The sequence below is a fragment of the Bacteroides propionicigenes genome, assembly GCF_018390535.1.
Lineage (GTDB): Bacteria > Bacteroidota > Bacteroidia > Bacteroidales > Bacteroidaceae > Bacteroides > Bacteroides propionicigenes.
In genome coordinates this window covers 1-14,529 of the sequence record NZ_JAHBBW010000021.1, presented here as the reverse complement: position 1 = coordinate 14,529, position 14,529 = coordinate 1, and the positions used below count along the sequence as shown (strand labels likewise).

Below are 14,529 nucleotides of genomic sequence, written 5' to 3'. Positions count from 1 at the left end.
TGTCTTCAGTATCAGTTGGTTATTGAAACCCTCTATGTATGCTTATAAGTAGAGATTAGCTTTTTTAAGCGAAACTAACTACTGGTTATCAATCAATTATCAAACAAAAAAAGTTTGCCTGTGAAGTAAAAGTCTTATCATTCTGTCATTCAGAGGAGCTTGCGACGAAGAATCTCCTCTCTTATGTATGCAGAGAAGAGATTCTTCACTGCGTTCAGAATGACAGAATGATAGGACTTTTACATTTTGACACCTCTTTTATATTATATTTTATAGGCCTTTGTCAAATGGAAAGTGCTCTCAATACATTGACTAAGTCTTTCTTGATAGGCTTGTCGTTTTTGATGGCTTTTGTGAAAGGTACGTAAACCACTTCATCATGGTCTATACCTATCATGACATTGCGCTGTCCTTCCATAATGGCGTCTACTGCTGCTGCACCCAAACGGCTGGCAAGGATACGGTCGTGTGCCGTAGGACTGCCGCCACGTTGTAGATGGCCGAGGATTGTAACACGCACGTCGTATTGGGGATATTCGTTTTTCACACGTTCGGCATAGTGCATTGCGCCTCCGGTTAATTCGCTTTCGGCAACAAGTACGATACTGCTGTTCTTGGATTTGCGGAAACCGTTTTTGATGAACTCTTCCAGTTGGTCTACTTCTGTACTGAATTCCGGAATGATGGCAGCCTCGGCTCCGGATGCGATAGCACCGTTCAAGGCAAGGAAGCCGGCGTCACGTCCCATAACTTCAACGAAGAAAAGACGTTCGTGTGAAGTTGCCGTATCGCGAATCTTATCCACAGCACCCAAAATCGTATTCAATGCGGTATCATAACCGATGGTTGTATCTGTTCCGTAAAGGTCGTTGTCGATAGTTCCCGGTAAGCCGATACAGGGCACATCAAATTCCTGCGCAAAGATGCGTGCACCTGTCAAAGAACCGTCGCCGCCGATAACTACCAAGGCATCAATGCCTTCTTTCTTCATGTTGTCGTATGCAATCTGACGCCCTTCGGGGGTAGTGAATTCTTTACAGCGTGCTGTTTTCAGAATAGTACCGCCCAGTTGGATGATGTTGCTTACGTTCTGGCTCTTGAACTCTTTGATTTCACCGGTTACCAAACCTTTGTAACCTCTATATATACCTTTAACTTGAAGTCCGTTGTAAATAGCTGCGCGTGTCACTGCGCGGATGGCTGCGTTCATTCCCGGAGCGTCACCGCCCGATGTTAAGATACCGATACACTTAATTGTTCCCATAACAATCTCCTTATTTAGTGTTAATAATTGCCTTAAAAAATCCGCTGGCAAAGATAACAAAAGCTTTTTAAATTCGTGATTTTATTGCCTCGGATATTTCTTCCATTAACCATTTGGGCGTGGAAGTTGCTCCGCATATGCCAATGGATTCTGCACCGATGAGTAATTGATTGTCTATTTCTTCTGCACTGTCAATCAGGTGTGAGTTCGGATTAACTTTCCTGCATTCGTTGAACAGGATTTTCCCGTTGGAACTTTTTTTGCCGCTGACAAAAAACACAAGGTCGTGCGAAGCGGCGAATTTCCGGATATTGGGAATGCGGTTGGCTACCTGCCGGCATATGGTGTCGTAATACTCGAAAGTGACGTTTGGGGATATATGCTCCTTTATATATTCCACTATCTTCTGGAACTCATCCAGTGATTTGGTGGTTTGTGAATAGAGACGAATGCTCTTGCTGAAGTCCAGAACTTTGGCTTCCTCCAGCTTTTCGATAACGATTGCTTCCCCTGTGGTCTGTCCCACTAATCCCAATACTTCGGCGTGCCCGTTCTTCCCGTATATGACGATTTGTTTTTCTTCATTGTCTTCTTGCGTATACTCCTGCTTGATTTTCTTTTGTAAGCGGAGAACTACCGGACAAGTAGCGTCGATTATTTCAATATTGTTACGCTTGGCGGTCATATAGGTTTCGGGGGGCTCGCCATGTGCCCGTAATAGCACTTTGGCATCATGCAAATGATTGAACTCCTCATGGTTGATGGTGATGAGACCCATTGCTTTCAGACGCTCCACTTCACGGCTGTTGTGCACAATGTCTCCCAAACAATATAATGTTCCGCCTTTGGCTAACTCTTCTTCTGCCTTATTGATTGCGGTAACTACTCCGAAACAGAAACCGGAACCTTCATCTATTTCCACTTTTGCCATATCGCAGATTTTAGGATTATGCTTTACAAACCTTGTCGAACTGTTTTGCCAACCATTCTTTTTGTTGGGAAATAGTCATATGGCTATTGTCCAGTAACAGTGCATCATCGGCTTTACGAAGCGGGCTTACTTCTCTATTCTGGTCTATATAATCCCGTTGTTTTACATTTTCCAGAATCTCGTCGAAACCGGCTGTTTCTCCTTTGGCTTTCAGCTCATCATATCTGCGCTGCGCACGGATTTCGGGAGAAGCTGTTACGAAAATTTTCAGTTCGGCATCCGGAAATACTGTGGTACCGATATCACGGCCGTCCATTACAATCCCTTTGGCTTTTCCCATTGCTTGTTGTTGGGCCACCATTGCTTCGCGTACGAAGTCAAGGGCGGCAATGGGGCTGACGCGGGAAGATACGTCCATTGTACGAATCTTTTTTTCTACATTGACTCCGTTCAGGTATGTGTCGGGACGTCCCGTTTCCGGGTTTAGTTGGAAAGATATATGAATATCCCCGATCAGTCTTTTCAGTTTCTCCGTATCAATATCGTTACCACTGAATATACCGTTCTCTATACTATATAAGGTAACGGCTCGATACATGGCTCCGCTGTCTATGTAAATATAACCTATTTCACGGGCAAGGTCCTTGGCCATGGTACTTTTTCCGCATGAGGAAAAACCGTCGATTGCGATTGTTATCTTTTTCATATGAAATGATTTTATACTATATTTATTATAGAAAAACTCTTCCTGATGGAAAAATTTAAATATTTCATCTAAAATTCTTGCCAAAGATACGGTATTTTTAAAATATCTCGTTACATTTGTGGCACAAAAGCTGTTGAAGGCTTTTGAAGAATTAAAAAAATGAAAATGCACTGCTTATTGTGTAAAAAAACACAGTTAAGCAAGAACAATCGTGGGAAAAGTACTATATTTGCCACAAATGAGAAACACTAAAATTATATTATAAATTATGGAAATTAAAAAGACACCTAAGGCAGACTTGGAGAACAAAAAGTCAACTTGGCTGCTCGTCGGTTACGTGATTGTGCTCGCGTTTATGTTCATTGCTTTCGAATGGACAAAACGTGATATCAAGATTGATACGAGCCAGGCTATTACCGACCTTGTATTTGAAGAGGAAATCATTCCTATTACGGAACAACCCGAGCAGGTAGCTCCTCCCCCTCCCGAAGCTCCTTCGATTGCAGAAACTTTGACAATCGTGGATGATGACGCTGATGTGGAAGAAACTACTATCGCTACATCTGAGGAAACTAATCAGGCTGTGGAAATCAAGTACGTTCCTGTAGCTGTTGAAGAGGAAGAACCGGAAGAACAAACTATCTTTGAGGTGGTAGAACAAATGCCGGAATTCCCTAATGGTGGTATGGCAGGCTTGATGCAGTATTTGAGCAAGAATATCAAATATCCTACTATCGCTCAGGAAAACGGAACCCAAGGTCGTGTAACTGTACAGTTTGTTGTGAACAGAGACGGTAGTATCGTAGATGCCAAAGTACTTAGAGGTGTTGACCCGTATTTGGATAAAGAAGCTATCCGCGTGATTAGCTCAATGCCGAAATGGAAACCGGGTATGCAACGTGGTAAGGCAGTGCGCGTTAAGTACACAGTGCCTGTAATGTTCCGATTGCAGTAATAAAATTATCTATAGCGTAAAGAGGCTGCCTAAAAGCAGCCTCTTTTCATTCTCCACCACTTCTAAATTGAAAACACTTATGTTTACAGCCTCCGAGCTTCTCGAAAAAATAAATTCTCATATTGCGAATTTGCAGTTTGTTCGCACTCCGAAAGGTTTGTATGATCCTATCACCTATGTTTTGTCAATGGGTGGAAAAAGAATTCGTCCCGTATTGATGTTGATGGCTTATAATCTTTATAAGGACAATGTCGAATCTATATTTTCACCGGCAACAGGTATCGAAGTATATCACAATTATACCTTGCTGCATGATGATTTGATGGACCGTGCCGATAAACGTCGTGGAAAGGAAACCGTGCATAAGGTGTGGAATGATAATGCGGCTATTCTTTCGGGTGATGCAATGCTGGTATTAGCCTATCAGTTTATGGCACAGTGTCCGGTGGAGCATCTGAAAGATGTAATGGATTTGTTCAGTTTGACAGCACTTGAAATTTGTGAAGGTCAGCAAATGGATATGGAGTTTGAACAACGAAATGATGTGAAAGAGGAGGAATATCTGGAGATGATTCGTCTGAAGACATCTGTTTTGTTGGCCGCAAGTCTGAAAATCGGTGCTCTATTAGGGGGGGCTTCTGCTGATGATGCAGAACGTTTGTATGATTTTGGAATGAACATGGGAGTAGCCTTTCAGCTGAAGGATGATTTGCTGGATGTGTATGGCGATGTGGCTGTCTTTGGAAAAAACATAGGTGGAGATATTCTGTGCAACAAGAAAACCTATATGCTGATTAAGGCTTTGGGCCATGCGGATAAGGAGCAATTGAACCAATTGGAGCACTGGATAACTGTTGCGGACTTTAATCCGGTTGAGAAGATTGCGGCCGTAACCGATTTGTACAATCAAATAGGGGTTAAGGAGCTTTGTGAGAATAAAATGGTAGAATACAGTGACAAGGCGGTGAATAGCCTGGTATCTGTGAATGTGGCAGATGAGAAGAAAAGAGAGCTTGAAAAGCTTATAAAAGAACTGATGTACCGGGAAGTGTAACTTAATAATCCGATTGTCAAATGCCTTATAGGAGATTACCAAATACAGACCAAGCAAGAATACGGGCGTTGAAAGCCGTAGTTGTGAAGGGCGATATATATAATGTATATGATTTGGCGGTGTCTTTAAAGACTCTTACGGATGCCAGAAATTTCCTGATGAAATTTGAGGCAGCCCAGGCATATTATATGGAATGTTTTGAACGCCAGTCAAAAGCGGGACGTAAGCATCAGTCGAATGTAAAGATTGCCCGTCTTTATATATCGCATTTTATTCAGGTGCTGAATTTGGCTGTAATCCGTTCGGAAGTGCGTACCGCTCATAAAGAGTACTACGGACTGGATATGAAGAATCATAATGTCCCGGATTTGTCCACAGAGGCAGCTCTTGCGGAATGGGGACGTAAGATTGTAGATGGTGAGAATCGGCGTATTTCTCAAGGTGGAATTCCCATTTATAACCCTACCATTGCCAAAGTCAGAGTGCATTATGATATTTTCATGGAAAGTTATGAGAAACAAAAGAATCTGCAGGCTTTAACAGCTCGCAGTCTGGAAACTCTTGCTTCCATGCGGGCCGAAGCTGATGCTTTAATACTGGATATTTGGAATCAGGTGGAGCAAAAATATGCAGGAGTCATGCCGAATGAGAAGCGTTTGGATTTATGTCGTGATTACGGTTTGATTTATTATTACCGCACTGGCGAAAAAGAAAAAGAAGAGATAGCAAGATGAGATTAGTAGATTCACACTCTCACCTTTTTCTGGATGAGTTTCAATCTGATTTGCCGCAAGTAATGGAGCGTGCTCAGGCGGTAGGGATCACTCATATCTTTATGCCTAATATTGACAGTACAACCATAGAGCCTATGTTGCGTGTTTGTTCGGAATATAAAGGCTATTGTTTTCCGATGATGGGATTACATCCGACCTCTGTGGATACCGATTATAAGGCAGAACTTGCTGTTGTGTCCGAACATTTGGCAATGCCGAATGATTATGTGGCCATTGGTGAAATCGGGATGGATCTGTATTGGGATAAAACTTTCTTGAAAGAACAGCAGATTGTTTTTGAACAACAGATACAATGGGCGTTGCAGTATGAACTGCCCATAGTTATCCATTGTCGCGAGGCATTCGAATATATATATAATGTGTTGGAACCTTATAAGACTTCTCCCTTGACCGGAATTTTTCATAGTTTTACAGGAACGTCGGAAGAGGCTCTTCGGATGCTGGAGTTTTCTAATTTCTCCATTGGTATTAATGGTGTGGTGACATTTAAAAAGTCGGATTTACCGGAAGTTTTGCAAAACATACCTTTGGAGAGAATCGTTCTTGAAACCGATTCTCCCTATCTTACTCCTGTGCCGAATAGAGGGAAAAGAAATGAGAGTGCAAATGTAAAGGATACTCTGTTAAAAGTAGCCGAAATATATAGAAAGTCGCCTGAGGAAGTGGGCTGCATTACTTCTGAAAATGCTTTAAAAGTGTTTGGATTGCTCAAATAACGTTCCGAAGATTTTAAAGTTTATTAATTTTGAGATTTTATTGCGGATAAAACTTTGAGAATGCTGTGGAAGAACAAAAAAAAGAATACATTTGTAGCTGAAAACGCTTGTGGTTCGCATTTTTTTTGTAATTTGCACCCGATTTCGAGGAAGGTGTCTATTGGAGAGATGCTCGAGTGGTTGAAGAGGCACGCCTGGAAAGCGTGTATACTCCTAAAGGGTATCCGGGGTTCGAATCCCCGTCTCTCCGCAAGGATTTAGGATAAGAGAAAAACAATAAATAAATATAATAAGTAATTTAATTAATTAATCTTAAAAATTAGACACACAATGAAAAAGTTATTTGCAATTGTTGCTGTGATGGGAGTCTTAACATTTGGCTCAACTCAACTTGCTCAGGCTCAAGATGCTCCTGCTGCTGAACAAACAGAACAAGCTGCTCCTGCAGCACAAGCAGCTCCTGCTGACGAAGCTGCAGCTCCTGCTGTTGAAGCTGAAGAAGGCGGTATTCACAAAGAAATCAAAACAAAATTTATTGAAGGTACTGCATCTTTCATGAGTTTGGTTGCTATCGCATTGGTTATCGGTCTTGCTTTCTGTATCGAACGTATCATTTACTTGAGCTTGGCTGAAATCAACACTAAGAAGTTCATGGCTGCTATTGAAGCCGCTTTGGAAAAAGGTGACGTTGAAGCTGCTAAAGACATTGCACGCAACACAAGAGGTCCTATTGCTTCTATCTATTATCAAGGTTTGATGAGAATCGACCAAGGTATCGATGTTGTTGAAAAGTCAGTTGTTTCTTACGGTGGTGTGCAAGCCGGTTACTTGGAAAAAGGCTGCTCTTGGATTACACTGTTTATCGCAATGGCTCCGTCATTAGGATTCTTGGGTACTGTAATCGGTATGGTGCAGGCATTTGATAAAATCCAACAAGTAGGTGATATTTCTCCGACGGTTGTAGCAGGTGGTATGAAGGTTGCCTTGATTACAACTATCTTCGGTTTGATCGTTGCTTTGATTCTGCAGGTATTCTATAACTATATCTTGTCTAAGATTGAAGCTTTGACCAGCGAAATGGAAGATTCTTCTATCTCTCTGTTGGATATGGTTATCAAATATGACTTGAAATACAAAAAATAAGTAAAATGGCTAAGTTATCATATAAAGTATCATACTACGTACTGTACGTAATGTTCGCTGCCATTTTGGTAGTGTTGGGCTTATTCTACTTCGGTGGAGATGCTCAAGGCGATGCAGTACTTATGAGCGTTGACTCTGAGATGTGGCAACCTGCCCAAACCGATGCCTTGATCTATTTGATGTATGGTTTGTTTGGTATAGCTGTCGTTGCTACAGTGGCTGCTTTCCTGTTCCAGTTTGGAACTGCCTTGAAAGATAATCCCGGAAGTGCATTGAAGTCTTTAATCGGTGTTATTGTATTAGTTGCTGTTGTTGTTATAGCATGGGCTATGGGTAGTGATGAACCTCTCAATATCCCGGGTTATGACGGTACGGACAATGTACCTTTCTGGTTGAAGATAACTGATATGTTCCTTTATTCTATCTATATTTTGTTTGCAGCGACTGTGCTTGCAATCATCTTTAGTAGTATTAAGAAGAAATTATCATAATCAATTGAGATAACTCAATTTAAAGAGTAATTACAATGGCAAAAGGAAAAAGAAAAGTTCCTGATATTAACTCAAGTTCTACGGCGGATATTGCTTTCCTGTTGTTAATCTTCTTCTTGATTACAACGTCTATGGATACTGACCGTGGTTTGGCAAGACGTTTGCCGCCACCACCGGAACAGAACCAAAAGAATGACGATATTAAGTTGAAAGAGCGCAACGTGCTGCAGGTCTTCCTGAACATGAACGACCAGTTGATGTGCGGAAACGATTATATCACAACAGATCAGTTACGTGCTAAAGCAAAAGAATTTATTGCCAATCCGTATAATGATGAAACCAAACCGGAGAAATATGCGAAAGATATTCCTTTCTTTGGTAACATGATGATTACAGAAAAGCATGTAGTTTCTTTGCGTTGTGACCGTGGCTCTTCTTATAAAGCATATCTTGCTGTACAAAATGAGTTGGTAGCGGCTTATAATGAGTTGCGTGATGAATTGGCTCAGGAAAAATGGCAAAAGAAATATGCTGAATTGAACGATGAGCAACAAAAAGCAATTCGTGATATTTATCCTCAGAAAATCTCTGAGGCCGAACCTAAAAAATACGGAGATAAGAAGTAATGGGAAAATTTAATAAGACTGGTAAAAAAGAAATGCCGGCGTTGAACACTTCTTCTCTGCCTGACCTTATCTTCACTTTGTTGTTCTTCTTTATGATTGTAACAACTATGCGTGAGGTAACATTGAAGGTTGAGTTTAAGGTTCCGCAAGCTACAGAGTTGGAAAAACTTGAAAAGAAGTCTTTGGTTACGTTTATCTATGTAGGAAAACCTACAGCTGAATTCCGTAAGAAATTAGGTAATGAAAGCCGTATCCAGTTGAATGACAGCTATGCTGAAGTTGCTGCAATCCAAGACTATATTATTGGTGAACGTGCCAGTATGAAAGAAGAGGATCAGCCGCAAATGACAGTATCTTTGAAAGTTGACCAAGATACAAAAATGGGTATTGTAACAGATATCAAAGAGGCTCTTCGTAAAGCTTATGCATTGAAAATTAACTATTCTGCACAACCACGTCAGTAAGAAGTTAATTCAGACTATATAAATAAAGGTCGCTTGTTTTACAGGCGACCTTTATTTTTTATTTCACATTGTATACTTCTCGGTAAATATGTTCCTTTACGTATTCATAATCTTTTCCGCACTCTAAATCTCCATAGGCCATTAAAAGCATAGGGAGGTAATCATCTCCCGGTTTGTAGGGAGGTTGCATATAAGGTTTCTCCCATAAAGTGAATCCATGCCGTTTATAGAAATTGATGCGGCGTATTGCCATTTCTTCTTCAGGAGATTCTACTTCCAAGATGATAGGTTTGCTTATTTGTTGGCACAGATGGTTTAGTACATTCTTGCCATGTCCTCCATTACGTTGGGACGGATCGATAGCAAAGTGTTCTACATAATAGAATTGTCTGAAATCCCAATATGTAATAAAACCGATTGCAGTATCATGATGGAAAATAATGTTACAGTAAAAATACGGCTTGCTATCTGTATAATTACGTAGTTCGTCCAATGAACGATATTCTTCCGAGGGGAAAGAAGTAGTCATTAGCTGTTCCATGTAGCCATACAAGGCTGTATCCGCAGTTGTGATACGCTGAAATTTGATCATAGGTCAGTTTTTTGAAGTTTGGTTTTTATTATTATTCAGTATAAAATTCGATAATTCTGCGAATGGCACGTTGGCACACAGGGCAGAAGGTGGGGTATTCGTTAGTACGCATACGACAATTGTCTGCAGGTCGATAAATCCCTTTTGCCGAATAGCCTCCTCCTTCGTACACACCGATAGGATATTTCTCGTTTTCATTGGTTGGAGTAGGGATAGGAGTGCCGTTAGTGAGCATATCTTTCCATTTTGATGCGAAATCCACCTGTGTGCTGATGTTCTGTTCCCACGGTTCTACATCCAAAGGATAAGTATCGGTCATGACATCGTTGTCATAGAAATATTCATCGGCAAGTCCGCCAAAACTGTGGCCGAACTCATGTACTACTACCGGACGAAACATAGGATGATGGGCTGTGGTGAGGGTATATGAGTTATAGATACCTCCACCTCCGTATTCTTTTGTATTGGCTAATATAATAATGTGTTCATAAGGTATTCCCGCTAAAGCGTCATGAATCATCTTTACACGTGATGTGGTCAGATAGCGGTCGGAATAGAAAGTGCTGAAGTGAGAACTGAAGGCGGTATGTTTCCATTCGTTCAATCTTGGCACACTGACTCCGCTGTCTATGGAGGGACTGGCTACAGCCACAATATTAAATCTTTTTTTCATGGACTTGAAAGGTTCGTGTGCGAAAAGGCTTTCACAGGCAATGCCGGCATCTTCGTAGAATGTCTGCATCTCTTGAGGTGTGTATCCTTCTGCGAGAATGGCTACATCAATGCACTTCTCCGAGTTCCCGTTTTGTAACAGGAACTTGTACGGGGTGATGTGGGAGATACCTTTTTGAGCAATCAATACATCGTCCGGGCGTACAATGTGCTTCATGGAGGCACGGACATTGCGGTGCGGATCGAGTAGAATTACTTCCACTTCAACCGGTTGAAGCGGGTAGGGAAGGAGAAACGTATTTTCAAATCCTTTGGTTACGCTTTGGGCTTCCTCCGTCTCCAACCATTCTTGGAAGAGTGAAGAGAAAGAGGTGGTATAAATAGTCTTTCCATCAGCTATGTCGCGCATAACAATCTGTCCGTTACCTTGCAGCGGAAGTTCCGCCAAATGATGTTTTCTTCCCGCCCAAGTAGGGAGAGAGGATAATCCGTCCAGACAGATACTTTGTTTGGACGCATTGCCGTTAAAGATGTAATCGACACGAAGAGTCTTATCAGTAAAATACTCGGTGAAAACCTGTGCATAAATAGGTGAGACGGTTATAAAACAGAGTAAGAATAAAATATGCTTTTTCATATCCATTATAATTTAATCATTTTACAAAGATACGACTTTTGTCCGTATAACCTGATATATGCGATTATTCTCTTTTTAGCAAGAAAAGTTATAATTCGTATTTTTATTGGAGAAAAAATGGCTAACTTTGCACATTGCCGTAGCGGAATACGGTGAAATTATTTATTTAATTAATTATTGAAATTAAAAATGGGACATCATCAATTGGATACTTTAGACGAGCAAATACTGCAGTTGATTGCCGATAATGCGCGTATTCCTTTCCTTGAAGTAGCCAGAGCTTGTAATGTATCTGGAGCCGCTATTCACCAGCGTATTCAGAAACTAACTAATTTGGGAATCTTGAAAGGGTCGGAATATGTCATAGATCCGGAGAAGATAGGATATGAGACTTGTGCATATATCGGAATCTATTTAAAAGATCCCGCTACTTTTGATGCTGTGACAAAAGCGTTGGAAGCCATTCCTGAGATTGTGGAGTGCCACTTTACTACGGGTAAATATGATATGTTTGTTAAGTTGTATGCGCGGAATAACCATCACTTGTTGAGCATTATCCACGATAAATTACAGCCGCTGGGATTATCGCGTACGGAGACGTTGATTTCATTCCATGAGGCTATTAGGCGTCAGATGCCGATAGTAATAGACGAGGAAGAGGAATAATCCTATCGGCGGATATAATTGACAAAAGCATAAGGGCAGGGATGTTTCTCGTCTATCGGATGGGAATCCCTGCTTTTTTCTTGCCATATCTTGGGGTCTACTTCCGGAAAATAAGCATCTGCCGTGGGAGCTTCAGCATCTATTTCTGTAAGGCAAAGTGCATCTGCCAAAGGGAGAGCTTGGCAATAAACGCTGGCTCCACCTATGATATAGACCTGTTCATCCTCTGTACAGTTTTTCAAAGCATCCTCAAGTGAGGGAAAAACTTCCGCACCTGGACATTGTGTGCCGGGGCGGGTAGATAAGACAATGTTGCGCCGATTCGGTAAGGCGCCTTTGGGCAGTGACTCAAAAGTTTTCCTCCCCATGATGATTGTATTGCCGGTAGTAAGCGCTTTGAAGCGTTTCAGGTCGTTGGGAAGCCAGAATAATAATTTATTTTCATAACCGATACCCATATGGCGGTCTACTGCGGCGATGATGCTAATCATATATCTAATATAATCAAATGGTTTTCAATGATGAAGGATTCTTCTCTTATATTGCTACTTTCCCGGCGATATGCGGATGCGGGTCATAATTAACCAATTCAAAGTCTTCATACTTAAAGTCGAAGATGCTCTTTACATCCGGATTGATTTTCATTTGCGGAAGTACTCTCGGTTCGCGGCTTAGTTGGAGTTTTACTTGCTCCAAGTGGTTCAGATAGATATGCGCATCTCCCAGAGTATGTACAAAATCTCCTGCCTGCAACCCCGTAACTTGAGCTACCATTTGTAAAAGCAATGCGTACGATGCAATGTTGAAGGGTACTCCAAGGAAAATGTCCGCACTTCGTTGGTAAAGTTGCAGGCTGAGTCGCCCGTTGGCTACATAGAATTGAAAGAAAGCATGGCAAGGCGGCAGATTCATGTTATCCAAATCACCTACATTCCATGCGCTGACTATGATACGGCGTGAATCCGGATTGTGTTTGATTGTTTCTACCGCTTCACTGATTTGATCAATAGTTCCGCCTTTGTAATCCGGCCACGAGCGCCATTGGTAACCGTAGATATGCCCCAGATCTCCATTTTCGTCAGCCCACTCATTCCAGATACGTACACCATTCTCTTGCAAGTACTTTACATTCGTATCGCCCTTTAAGAACCACAATAGTTCGTGGATAATAGATTTCAAATGGAGTTTTTTGGTTGTCAGGCAAGGGAATCCCTCGTCCATATTAAAACGCATCTGGTGTCCGAACACACTGATAGTGCCGGTTCCGGTGCGATCACTTTTTTCTATGCCTTCAGTCAACACACGGTTGAGTAAGTCTAAATACTGTTTCATGGATTACTTATTAAAAGCTTTGCCAAAGGTAGACAAAGTTCTTGGGAAATTAAAGATTAGAGATTAAAAAAATGGTGGAACGACTTACAGAAAAGGAGTCATCAGATTCCCGACCCAGCCGATAAATTTCTTCCAGCCGGAGCGTTTCTTCCATATTTCGGGGGTAAGCAAGATGCTGTTCTTCTTATCCCTTTCAAACATACTGTTCAGTTGGTGCGTTGTCGACGGGTCAAAGATGAAAGCATTTGTCTCATAGTCGTAGCGCAAGCTGCGGCTGTTGAGGTTTGCCGTACCTACTGTGCAGAAAGAACTGTCCACCATCATTACTTTGGAGTGGTGGAATCCATCCTTAAACAAGTAGATTTTGGCTCCCCGTTTCATCAGTTTGTGTGCAATGTAGAAAGAAGCTTCGGGAGTAAAAGGAATATCCGATACTGCCGGTATCATTATTTCCACCTCCGTACCTTTCTTTAGTGCTTTCTTGATAGCTTTACGAATGGATTTTGTTGGTACAAAATAGGGATTTACTATTTGAATGTTTTTCTGGGCAGCTTCTATTGAGACGGCATAAGCATGACTGATGGAACGGGGCGTTTCCCGCGGAGTACGGTCTACTATTGAAACTTCCTCGGCTATGCTGTCCGGATACTGGGGCAGGTTGGGAAAGTACGCCGGACCACCGATGTGTTGTCCGGTTTCCTGATTCCACATCGTCAGGAAGATACCTTGCAGATAACGTACGGCATCTCCTTCTATATGTATGTGCATATCATGCCATTTACCTATTTTGGGTAAGCCGTTGATGTAATAGTCGGCAATGTTCATTCCGCCTGTATAACCGATTTTTCCGTCGATAACAACAATTTTGCGGTGGTCACGGTGCATGGCATGGTTGATATAGGGGAAAGTGATAGGGTCGAACTTGACAATCTCGATACCGCGCGCCTTTATTGCCTGCAAATGACGTTTCTTTAGCGGTTGGTTATTGGACCAGTTGCCGAATGCATCGAACATGGCGCGCACCTCCACGCCTTCTTTTGCCTTTTCCGCCAGTAAATCGAAAAGGGCATTGGCGATAGAGTCGTTACGGAAGTTGAAATACTCCAGATGAATGTGATGCCGGGCATGGCGGATGGTTTCAAATAAATCAATAAACTTCTCGCGACCGGTCATTAACAGCTCAACTTTATTGTTGTAAGTCAGCGGTATTCCCATTTCTTGCATATAGCCCATCACGAGAGAATCGCTGGTGCTTTGTGCCCGGACGCTTCCAATGAAAAATGTAAATAATATGACGAATAGAACCTGTCTCAAAACTTTGTATGCTTATTTAGTTTTATGAGTTGGCAAATATACAATATATCATTCCTCAAATCCGCAACTAAGCTCTTCAGCGTCCTTCTTGCGTCTAAACGTCCTCTCATCACTGAATTAGCAGATAAATTGAGGCTGAAATACCCACTTCTGCCCACAATATCCCCTTGCC

General features: G+C 41.7%; 17 protein-coding genes and 1 tRNA gene. 10 read left to right on the top strand and 8 right to left on the bottom strand.

The genetic code is table 11. The features are described 5' to 3' along the window. Positions 1–283: 283 nt before the first annotated feature. The 3 genes from pfkA to cmk form a co-directional block, all read right to left on the bottom strand. Positions 284–1,264, bottom strand: coding sequence for a 6-phosphofructokinase (gene pfkA / locus KG118_RS17015; RefSeq protein WP_009123190.1), 981 nt, complete (start codon positions 1,262–1,264; stop codon positions 284–286). Positions 1,265–1,331: 67 nt separating this feature from the next. Continuing rightward, entirely contained in the window at positions 1,332–2,195 is an 864-nt protein-coding gene (locus KG118_RS17010) for a 4-hydroxy-3-methylbut-2-enyl diphosphate reductase (protein WP_117710815.1), read from the bottom strand. A 16-nt stretch (positions 2,196–2,211) separates the two neighbouring features. Continuing rightward, entirely contained in the window at positions 2,212–2,901 is a 690-nt protein-coding gene (gene cmk / locus KG118_RS17005; protein WP_213388586.1) for a (d)CMP kinase, read from the bottom strand. A 268-nt stretch (positions 2,902–3,169) separates the two neighbouring features. Between cmk and KG118_RS17000 the strand changes: the two genes are divergently transcribed. The 9 genes from KG118_RS17000 to KG118_RS16960 all read left to right on the top strand — a co-directional run bounded on the left by KG118_RS17000 (position 3,170) and on the right by KG118_RS16960 (position 9,144). Further along, the gene (locus tag KG118_RS17000) at positions 3,170–3,856 is read left to right on the top strand and encodes an energy transducer TonB (RefSeq protein WP_009123193.1); all 687 of its coding nucleotides are present in this window, start codon (positions 3,170–3,172) and stop codon (positions 3,854–3,856) included. Between the two features lie 79 nt (positions 3,857–3,935). Then, positions 3,936–4,910, top strand: a complete 975-nt coding sequence (locus KG118_RS16995) for a polyprenyl synthetase family protein (protein ID WP_117710813.1) — start codon at positions 3,936–3,938, stop codon at positions 4,908–4,910. Between the two features lie 20 nt (positions 4,911–4,930). Then, positions 4,931–5,644, top strand: a complete 714-nt coding sequence (locus KG118_RS16990) for a hypothetical protein (RefSeq protein WP_117710812.1) — start codon at positions 4,931–4,933, stop codon at positions 5,642–5,644. Further along, positions 5,641–6,420 (top strand): TatD family hydrolase, encoded by a 780-nt coding sequence (locus KG118_RS16985; protein WP_117710811.1) that lies wholly within the window; start codon positions 5,641–5,643, stop codon positions 6,418–6,420. Before KG118_RS16990 ends, KG118_RS16985 begins: the two co-directional genes overlap by 4 nt. Positions 6,421–6,582: 162 nt before the next feature. Further along, positions 6,583–6,670: transfer RNA gene (locus tag KG118_RS16980), tRNA-Ser, on the top strand. An 80-nt stretch (positions 6,671–6,750) separates the two neighbouring features. Next, a complete protein-coding gene (locus KG118_RS16975; protein ID WP_117710809.1) occupies positions 6,751–7,563 on the top strand; it encodes a MotA/TolQ/ExbB proton channel family protein in 813 nt (270 codons plus the stop codon). A 5-nt stretch (positions 7,564–7,568) separates the two neighbouring features. Then, positions 7,569–8,054 (top strand): hypothetical protein, encoded by a 486-nt coding sequence (locus KG118_RS16970; RefSeq protein ID WP_117710808.1) that lies wholly within the window; start codon positions 7,569–7,571, stop codon positions 8,052–8,054. Between the two features lie 35 nt (positions 8,055–8,089). Then, positions 8,090–8,680, top strand: coding sequence for an ExbD/TolR family protein (locus KG118_RS16965; RefSeq protein WP_117710807.1), 591 nt, complete (start codon positions 8,090–8,092; stop codon positions 8,678–8,680). Then, positions 8,680–9,144, top strand: a complete 465-nt coding sequence (locus tag KG118_RS16960) for an ExbD/TolR family protein (protein WP_005657168.1) — start codon at positions 8,680–8,682, stop codon at positions 9,142–9,144. The genes KG118_RS16965 and KG118_RS16960 overlap by 1 nt, the downstream gene beginning before the upstream one ends. 58 nt (positions 9,145–9,202) lie before the next feature. Here KG118_RS16960 and KG118_RS16955 read toward each other — a convergent pair whose 3' ends face one another. Then, complete coding sequence (locus KG118_RS16955) at positions 9,203–9,736, bottom strand: GNAT family N-acetyltransferase (RefSeq protein ID WP_117710806.1); 534 nt, start codon at positions 9,734–9,736, stop codon at positions 9,203–9,205. A 31-nt stretch (positions 9,737–9,767) separates the two neighbouring features. Continuing rightward, entirely contained in the window at positions 9,768–11,045 is a 1,278-nt protein-coding gene (locus tag KG118_RS16950; RefSeq protein ID WP_117710964.1) for an IgA Peptidase M64, read from the bottom strand. 189 nt (positions 11,046–11,234) lie between these two features. Here KG118_RS16950 and KG118_RS16945 point away from each other — a divergent pair, with 189 nt between their 5' ends. Beyond that, complete coding sequence (locus KG118_RS16945; RefSeq protein WP_117710805.1) at positions 11,235–11,711, top strand: Lrp/AsnC family transcriptional regulator; 477 nt, start codon at positions 11,235–11,237, stop codon at positions 11,709–11,711. A 2-nt stretch (positions 11,712–11,713) separates the two neighbouring features. On the opposite strand, the gene KG118_RS16940 is transcribed toward KG118_RS16945, so the two are convergent. The 3 genes from KG118_RS16940 to cls form a co-directional block, all read right to left on the bottom strand. Beyond that, the gene (locus KG118_RS16940) at positions 11,714–12,202 is read right to left on the bottom strand and encodes a dihydrofolate reductase (protein WP_117710804.1); all 489 of its coding nucleotides are present in this window, start codon (positions 12,200–12,202) and stop codon (positions 11,714–11,716) included. Positions 12,203–12,248: 46 nt separating this feature from the next. Next, a complete protein-coding gene (locus KG118_RS16935) occupies positions 12,249–13,043 on the bottom strand; it encodes a thymidylate synthase (protein WP_213388585.1) in 795 nt (264 codons plus the stop codon). A gap of 84 nt (positions 13,044–13,127) precedes the next feature. After that, on the bottom strand, positions 13,128–14,318 hold the full coding sequence (gene cls, locus KG118_RS16930; RefSeq protein WP_255419889.1) for a cardiolipin synthase: 1,191 nt from the start codon (positions 14,316–14,318) through the stop codon (positions 13,128–13,130). Positions 14,319–14,529: the final 211 nt, after the last annotated feature.

What these genes read in the sequence shown, in the direction of transcription:
- KG118_RS16955 (WP_117710806.1), bottom strand. Translation starts at nt 9,736, where the DNA reads ATGATCAAATTTCAGCGTATCACAACTGCGGATACAGCCTTGTATGGC.
- KG118_RS16950 (WP_117710964.1), bottom strand. Translation starts at nt 11,045, where the DNA reads ATGAAAAAGCATATTTTATTCTTACTCTGTTTTATAACCGTCTCACCT.
- KG118_RS16965 (WP_117710807.1), top strand. Translation starts at nt 8,090, where the DNA reads ATGGCAAAAGGAAAAAGAAAAGTTCCTGATATTAACTCAAGTTCTACG.
- KG118_RS16995 (WP_117710813.1), top strand. Translation starts at nt 3,936, where the DNA reads ATGTTTACAGCCTCCGAGCTTCTCGAAAAAATAAATTCTCATATTGCG.
- KG118_RS17000 (WP_009123193.1), top strand. Translation starts at nt 3,170, where the DNA reads ATGGAAATTAAAAAGACACCTAAGGCAGACTTGGAGAACAAAAAGTCA.
- KG118_RS16960 (WP_005657168.1), top strand. Translation starts at nt 8,680, where the DNA reads ATGGGAAAATTTAATAAGACTGGTAAAAAAGAAATGCCGGCGTTGAAC.
- KG118_RS16940 (WP_117710804.1), bottom strand. Translation starts at nt 12,202, where the DNA reads ATGATTAGCATCATCGCCGCAGTAGACCGCCATATGGGTATCGGTTAT.
- cmk (WP_213388586.1), bottom strand. Translation starts at nt 2,901, where the DNA reads ATGAAAAAGATAACAATCGCAATCGACGGTTTTTCCTCATGCGGAAAA.
- KG118_RS16970 (WP_117710808.1), top strand. Translation starts at nt 7,569, where the DNA reads ATGGCTAAGTTATCATATAAAGTATCATACTACGTACTGTACGTAATG.
- KG118_RS16990 (WP_117710812.1), top strand. Translation starts at nt 4,931, where the DNA reads ATGCCTTATAGGAGATTACCAAATACAGACCAAGCAAGAATACGGGCG.
- KG118_RS17010 (WP_117710815.1), bottom strand. Translation starts at nt 2,195, where the DNA reads ATGGCAAAAGTGGAAATAGATGAAGGTTCCGGTTTCTGTTTCGGAGTA.
- KG118_RS16945 (WP_117710805.1), top strand. Translation starts at nt 11,235, where the DNA reads ATGGGACATCATCAATTGGATACTTTAGACGAGCAAATACTGCAGTTG.
- pfkA (WP_009123190.1), bottom strand. Translation starts at nt 1,264, where the DNA reads ATGGGAACAATTAAGTGTATCGGTATCTTAACATCGGGCGGTGACGCT.
- KG118_RS16935 (WP_213388585.1), bottom strand. Translation starts at nt 13,043, where the DNA reads ATGAAACAGTATTTAGACTTACTCAACCGTGTGTTGACTGAAGGCATA.
- KG118_RS16985 (WP_117710811.1), top strand. Translation starts at nt 5,641, where the DNA reads ATGAGATTAGTAGATTCACACTCTCACCTTTTTCTGGATGAGTTTCAA.
- KG118_RS16975 (WP_117710809.1), top strand. Translation starts at nt 6,751, where the DNA reads ATGAAAAAGTTATTTGCAATTGTTGCTGTGATGGGAGTCTTAACATTT.